The organism is Microbacterium sp. K24 (genome assembly GCF_004794465.1).
Classification (GTDB): domain Bacteria; phylum Actinomycetota; class Actinomycetes; order Actinomycetales; family Microbacteriaceae; genus Microbacterium.
Window position 1 is genome coordinate 1 of the sequence record NZ_SSDJ01000007.1, and the last position, 5,567, is coordinate 5,567.

At 54.7% G+C, this 5,567-nt stretch carries 3 rRNA genes; all 3 read left to right on the top strand.

What is annotated here, in order from left to right:
- Positions 1-283: 283 nt before the first annotated feature.
- The 3 genes from DW306_RS00055 to rrf all read left to right on the top strand — a co-directional run bounded on the left by DW306_RS00055 (position 284) and on the right by rrf (position 5,559).
- Positions 284-1,807, top strand: a 16S ribosomal RNA gene (locus DW306_RS00055).
- Between the two features lie 422 nt (positions 1,808-2,229).
- Positions 2,230-5,334: ribosomal RNA gene (locus DW306_RS00065) — 23S ribosomal RNA — on the top strand.
- A 108-nt stretch (positions 5,335-5,442) separates the two neighbouring features.
- A 5S ribosomal RNA gene (rrf, locus tag DW306_RS00070) occupies positions 5,443-5,559 on the top strand.
- Together the 16S, 23S and 5S rRNA genes form the textbook arrangement of a ribosomal RNA operon.
- The last annotated feature ends 8 nt before the right edge of the window (positions 5,560-5,567 follow it).

Below are 5,567 nucleotides of genomic sequence, written 5' to 3' on the forward strand. Positions count from 1 at the left end.
GCCGGCGCCCTCCCCAGTCAGTTCGCACTGGTAGAGCGTGCGGGCCTGGTTGTGATGACTGGGTCGTGGGAGCATCCGATCCTTGAGAACTCAACAGCGTGCACTTGTCAAATGCCAAATTATCCTCGTTCGGTCGTTTTTCGGCTGGGTGAGAATTCCTTTGGATCAAAGACCAACCTCCTTGTGGGGTTGGCATTCGGATGAAGTCAGCAATGAATTTGTCTCTTTGGTCAGCATCAAACTCGCTGCGTCATCGTTTTCCCGATGGGGTATGCATTTCTTTTTTACGGAGAGTTTGATCCTGGCTCAGGATGAACGCTGGCGGCGTGCTTAACACATGCAAGTCGAACGGTGAACACGGAGCTTGCTCTGTGGGATCAGTGGCGAACGGGTGAGTAACACGTGAGCAACCTGCCCCTGACTCTGGGATAAGCGCTGGAAACGGCGTCTAATACTGGATATGTGACGTGACCGCATGGTCTGCGTCTGGAAAGAATTTCGGTTGGGGATGGGCTCGCGGCCTATCAGCTTGTTGGTGAGGTAATGGCTCACCAAGGCGTCGACGGGTAGCCGGCCTGAGAGGGTGACCGGCCACACTGGGACTGAGACACGGCCCAGACTCCTACGGGAGGCAGCAGTGGGGAATATTGCACAATGGGCGCAAGCCTGATGCAGCAACGCCGCGTGAGGGATGACGGCCTTCGGGTTGTAAACCTCTTTTAGCAGGGAAGAAGCGAAAGTGACGGTACCTGCAGAAAAAGCGCCGGCTAACTACGTGCCAGCAGCCGCGGTAATACGTAGGGCGCAAGCGTTATCCGGAATTATTGGGCGTAAAGAGCTCGTAGGCGGTTTGTCGCGTCTGCTGTGAAATCCGGAGGCTCAACCTCCGGCCTGCAGTGGGTACGGGCAGACTAGAGTGCGGTAGGGGAGATTGGAATTCCTGGTGTAGCGGTGGAATGCGCAGATATCAGGAGGAACACCGATGGCGAAGGCAGATCTCTGGGCCGTAACTGACGCTGAGGAGCGAAAGGGTGGGGAGCAAACAGGCTTAGATACCCTGGTAGTCCACCCCGTAAACGTTGGGAACTAGTTGTGGGGTCCATTCCACGGATTCCGTGACGCAGCTAACGCATTAAGTTCCCCGCCTGGGGAGTACGGCCGCAAGGCTAAAACTCAAAGGAATTGACGGGGACCCGCACAAGCGGCGGAGCATGCGGATTAATTCGATGCAACGCGAAGAACCTTACCAAGGCTTGACATATACGAGAACGGGCCAGAAATGGTCAACTCTTTGGACACTCGTAAACAGGTGGTGCATGGTTGTCGTCAGCTCGTGTCGTGAGATGTTGGGTTAAGTCCCGCAACGAGCGCAACCCTCGTTCTATGTTGCCAGCACGTAATGGTGGGAACTCATGGGATACTGCCGGGGTCAACTCGGAGGAAGGTGGGGATGACGTCAAATCATCATGCCCCTTATGTCTTGGGCTTCACGCATGCTACAATGGCCGGTACAAAGGGCTGCAATACCGCGAGGTGGAGCGAATCCCAAAAAGCCGGTCCCAGTTCGGATTGAGGTCTGCAACTCGACCTCATGAAGTCGGAGTCGCTAGTAATCGCAGATCAGCAACGCTGCGGTGAATACGTTCCCGGGTCTTGTACACACCGCCCGTCAAGTCATGAAAGTCGGTAACACCTGAAGCCGGTGGCCTAACCCTTGTGGAGGGAGCCGTCGAAGGTGGGATCGGTAATTAGGACTAAGTCGTAACAAGGTAGCCGTACCGGAAGGTGCGGCTGGATCACCTCCTTTCTAAGGAGCATCTGACACCTTCGGGTGTCCAGAACCCAGATCGAAGACGTTCGTTCTTCGCTGGGAGCTCATGGGTGGAACATTTGACATGGTGCGAAGGATGTTGCTCTTCTCTAGTACGTCGGATCTTCGGGTCTGGTGGGAACGGGGAGGGTGGCGGATGTCGCACCTGCACGCTGTTGGGTCCTGAGGGACCGGATGCGGATCTTCGGATCTGTTTCTGTACCTCTGGACCTTTTGTCGTTTCCCCGGTTGGGGTGGCGTCAAGGGGTACCGCCCGTACTTTGAGAACTACACAGTGGACGCGAGCATCTTGCAGCTGATCTTCGGATCGGTTGCACAAGATGATCTTAAAGATCATTAGTCAATTTCAATCCGGACCTTTCGGGGTTCGGTGTCGATTCTGATTCAAACTCATGTGATTTCAAGTCTTTAAGAGCAAACGGTGGATGCCTTGGCATCTGGAGCCGAAGAAGGACGTAGCAATCTGCGATAAGCCTCGGGGAACTGATAAGCAAGTTTTGATCCGAGGGTGTCCGAATGGGGAAACCCCGCTGGGCGGCGTGCCGACCTAGTGACTCCCGCCTGAATATATAGGGCGGGTAGAGGGAACGTGGGGAAGTGAAACATCTCAGTACCCACAGGAAGAGAAAGCAACCGCGATTCCGTTAGTAGTGGCGAGCGAAACCGGAACAGGCTAAACCTAGCGTGTGTGATAGCCGGCAGGCGTTGCACGTTGGGGGTTGTGGGACTTTTCAGTCATCTCTGCCGAGGTGGCGGCGTTACAAGAAGGTATAGACGAACGGTCTTGAAAGGCCGGTCATAGAGGGTGCCAACCCCGTAGTCGAAATGCCTTGCTTGGCGCGAAGAGTATCCCAAGTAGCACGGGGCCCGTGAAATCCCGTGTGAATCTGTCAGGACCACCTGATAAGCCTAAATACTCCCAGATGACCGATAGCGGACAAGTACCGTGAGGGAAAGGTGAAAAGTACCCCGGGAGGGGAGTGAAATAGTACCTGAAACCGTTTGCTTACAAACCGTTGGAGCCTCCTTAGTAGGGGTGACAGCGTGCCTTTTGAAGAATGAGCCTGCGAGTTAGCGATATGTGGCGAGGTTAACCCGTGTGGGGTAGCCGTAGCGAAAGCGAGTCTGAATAGGGCGATTCAGTCGCATGTCCTAGACCCGAAGCGAAGTGATCTATCCATGGCCAGGTTGAAGCGACGGTAAGACGTCGTGGAGGACCGAACCCACTTAGGTTGAAAACTGAGGGGATGAGCTGTGGATAGGGGTGAAAGGCCAATCAAACTTCGTGATAGCTGGTTCTCTCCGAAATGCATTTAGGTGCAGCGTTGCGTGTTTCTTGCCGGAGGTAGAGCTACTGGATGGCCGATGGGCCCTACAAGGTTACTGACGTCAGCCAAACTCCGAATGCCGGTAAGTGAGAGCGCAGCAGTGAGACTGTGGGGGATAAGCTTCATAGTCGAGAGGGAAACAACCCAGACCACCAACTAAGGTCCCAAAGCGCGTGCTAAGTGGGAAAGGATGTGGAGTTGCCTTGACAACCAGGAGGTTGGCTTAGAAGCAGCCACCCTTGAAAGAGTGCGTAATAGCTCACTGGTCAAGTGATTCCGCGCCGACAATGTAACGGGGCTCAAGCACGCCACCGAAGTTGTGGCATTGACATTATTGGTAGGCCTTCGTGGTCCAGCCGTGTTGATGGGTAGGAGAGCGTCGTGTGGCCAGCGAAGCGGCGGTGTGAACCAGCCGTGGAGGCTACACGAGTGAGAATGCAGGCATGAGTAGCGAATGACGTGTGAGAAACACGTCCTCCGAAAGACCAAGGGTTCCAGGGTCAAGCTAATCTTCCCTGGGTAAGTCGGGACCTAAGGCGAGGCCGACAGGCGTAGTCGATGGACAACGGGTTGATATTCCCGTACCGGCGAAGAACCGCCCAAGCTAATCCAGTAGTGCTAAGTGTCTGAATCCCAGTGACTGATCCCTTCGGGGTGACGCTCTGGGCCTAGCGCACGACCCCATTCTGGTGCGGTTAGCGTATTAACAGGTGTGACGCAGGAAGGTAGTCCAAGCCAGGCGATGGTTGTCCTGGTGCAAGTGCGTAGGCCGAGTCGTAGGCAAATCCGCGATTCATTGAGGCTGAGACACGATGCGGATAAAAAGTGGATGATCCTATGCTGCCAAGAAAAGCATCGACGCGAGGTTCTAGCCGCCCGTACCCCAAACCGACTCAGGTGGTCAGGTAGAGAATACCAAGGAGATCGAGAGAATCGTGGTTAAGGAACTCGGCAAAATGCCCCCGTAACTTCGGGAGAAGGGGGGCCATCCACTTATACGGACTTGCTCCGAAAAGGGTGTGGTGGCCGCAGAGACTAGTGGGTAGCGACTGTTTACTAAAAACACAGGTCCGTGCCAAGTCGCAAGACGATGTATACGGACTGACGCCTGCCCGGTGCTGGAAGGTTAAGAGGACCGGTTAGCCGCAAGGCGAAGCTGAGAATTTAAGCCCCAGTAAACGGCGGTGGTAACTATAACCATCCTAAGGTAGCGAAATTCCTTGTCGGGTAAGTTCCGACCTGCACGAATGGCGTAACGACTTCCCAACTGTCTCAACCGCGAACTCGGCGAAATTGCATTACGAGTAAAGATGCTCGTTACGCGCAGCAGGACGGAAAGACCCCGTGACCTTTACTACAGCTTGGTATTGGTGTTCGGTGTGGCTTGTGTAGGATAGGTGGGAGACTTTGAAGCATGGACGCCAGTTCGTGTGGAGTCATTGTTGAAATACCACTCTGGTCACTCTGGATATCTAACTTCGAACCGTAATCCGGTTCAGGGACAGTGCCTGGTGGGTAGTTTAACTGGGGCGGTTGCCTCCCAAAAAGTAACGGAGGCGCCCAAAGGTTCCCTCAACCTGGTTGGCAATCAGGTGTCGAGTGTAAGTGCACAAGGGAGCTTGACTGTGAGACTGACAGGTCGAGCAGGGACGAAAGTCGGGACTAGTGATCCGGCAGTGGCTTGTGGAAGCGCTGTCGCTCAACGGATAAAAGGTACCTCGGGGATAACAGGCTGATCTTGCCCAAGAGTCCATATCGACGGCATGGTTTGGCACCTCGATGTCGGCTCGTCGCATCCTGGGGCTGGAGTAGGTCCCAAGGGTTGGGCTGTTCGCCCATTAAAGCGGTACGCGAGCTGGGTTTAGAACGTCGTGAGACAGTTCGGTCCCTATCCGCTGCGCGCGTAGGAAGTTTGAGAGGATCTGACCCTAGTACGAGAGGACCGGGTTGGACGAACCTCTGGTGTGTCAGTTGTTCCGCCAGGAGCACCGCTGATTAGCTACGTTCGGGATGGATAACCGCTGAAAGCATCTAAGCGGGAAGCCGGCCTCAAGATGAGACTTCCATACCTTCGGGTGAGAGGCTCCCAGCCAGACTACTGGGTTGATAGGCCAGATGTGGAAGTGCAGCAATGCATGCAGCTGACTGGTACTAATAAGCCGATGACTTGATAACACACCGTTTGTTGGTGCTACGCGTCCACTGAGTGGTTCTCGATGTACGGTCGAGAACCGCATAACAACAATGACTTTGTTATGTGTTTGATTGAAACATCAATAGTGTTTCGGCGGCCATAGCGTGAGGGAAACGCCCGGTTACATTCCGAACCCGGAAGCTAAGCCTCACAGCGCCGATGGTACTGCAGGGGGGACCCTGTGGGAGAGTAGGACACCGCCGGACTTCTTTTA